At 56.8% G+C, this 1,683-nt stretch carries 2 protein-coding genes; both read right to left on the reverse strand.

Annotation, left to right across the window (positions count from 1 at the left end; genetic code table 11):
• Nucleotides 1-1,149, reverse strand: a 1,149-nt coding sequence (locus tag AB4Z11_RS30940) for an HlyD family type I secretion periplasmic adaptor subunit (protein ID WP_442029900.1), incomplete at its 3' end; no start/stop codon positions are given.
• Nucleotides 1,150-1,152: 3 nt separating this feature from the next.
• Nucleotides 1,153-1,683, reverse strand: a 531-nt coding sequence (locus AB4Z11_RS30945; protein WP_442029901.1) for an ATP-binding cassette domain-containing protein, incomplete at its 5' end; no start/stop codon positions are given.

The raw sequence follows: 1,683 nt of genomic DNA on the forward strand, positions 1-1,683 counted from the left end.
GACATTGATCACTTCGCCAGGGATATGCGGCGTCTTGTTGGTGTTGAATGCTGCGAAGATCAGTTCAGCTGGCAAGCCGTCATGCACACGGTCGATCAAGTTCACTGGCAACTGCCCCTCTACCACCAAAGCGTCCTGCGACGGCACAATCTCCATCAGCTTAGCGCCAGGCGCTACAACACCGCCTTTGGTAAACACGTTGCTGCCCACAACCACGCCATCTACTGGCGCCTTGACATCCACGCTCGCCACTTCATACTGCTGGCCCTGCAGTCGGCTTGCCAGCGATTCAGCTTCTTTGTGTACATCCGACAGCTGGGCGCGCGCGTCTTTTTGATACTCCTGCAGGCGCAGCGAACGACGCAGATTAGTCTCCGCTACCTGCCGGCGCGCACGCGCCAAATTGCCGACGTCTTCAGAAATCTGTCCATTGATTTGAGCATAAGTACGTTCTAGTTCAAGCAAGCGGGCACGAGGAATATAGCCTTCCTTCGCAAGGTCACGACTGTTGTCCAGTTGCTCTTTCAAGAAACTGAGCTGCGCTTTTTTACTTTCGCGCGACTCGTCCAACCCTTGGATCTGCGCCGTCAGACCGGCAGCATTTTCGGTAAATGCCGCCAACTCGCTTTCAAGCGCCATCTGACGCGAGGCCAGCAGTTGGCGCTGCAAATCCATATTTTCCTTAACGCGCGGATCTTCTTTGTACTGCTCTAACTCTTTCGGGAATGGCACCGACTTCCCTCCCGTCAGTTCAGCAGTCAGTCGAGCCTCCACCGCACGTGCGATGATGTACTGTGCCAGCGTCGACTGCATCGCGGAGCTAGCTTGAACATCGTTCATTCGCACAACTACCTGCCCTGCTTTCACAACGTCACCATCGTGCACCAAGATATCTTGTACCGTACCGGCTTGCAGGTACTGCACAGTCTTCCGGTTAGTCTCCTTGGCAACGAAGCCTGACAGCGGAACCCCCTTGTCGAGTGGTGCAAAGCTAGCCCACAACAGGAATCCAACGAATCCCCCCAAGACTACGGTCCAGCCAATTTTGGAGTAGGCACCAGCATCGGTATTGACGGTCAGCGGGGTGACGTCATGCGAAATGACCTCGGTCGCCGGCTCGGCCGGCTTCTTGATGATATTGTTCGACATTGATTACTCCTGTTCCGTCGCGGCGCCAGCTTTCGCGTCGTTCGCGCCGGGATGCACAGCTTGCTGGGCCGCTTGCTGTGCGGCCTGCTGAGCTGCCATAGCTGCTTGCTGTGCTGCCGCTTGTTGAGCAGCTGCCTGTTGTGCCGCTTGCTGCGCTGCGATCTGCTTTTGTTGCTGCTCTTGCAGCGCGAGCAACACCTCGCGCGTCGGACCAAAGCTACCGACCGTGCCATCACGCAGCAACAGCAATTTAGTCGTGGCGCCAATAATGCTTGTGCGATGCGTAATCAGAACAATCGTCTTGCCGCGCTGACGCAGATCTTGCACAGCGGCCACCAGGGCCTGCTCACCCGCATCATCCAAGTTGGAGTTAGGCTCATCCAATACCAGCAGCGACGGATCGCCGTACATGGCACGAGCAAGGCCAAGACGTTGTTTCTGTCCACCAGACAAGCCCGCGCCGCCGTCGCCCAAAACCGTGTCGTAGCCCTTAGGAAAATGCAGGATCATGTCGTGCACGCCAGCGCGTTTGGC

This window comes from Pseudoduganella sp. RAF53_2, assembly GCF_052113985.1.
Lineage (GTDB): Bacteria > Pseudomonadota > Gammaproteobacteria > Burkholderiales > Burkholderiaceae_D > Rugamonas.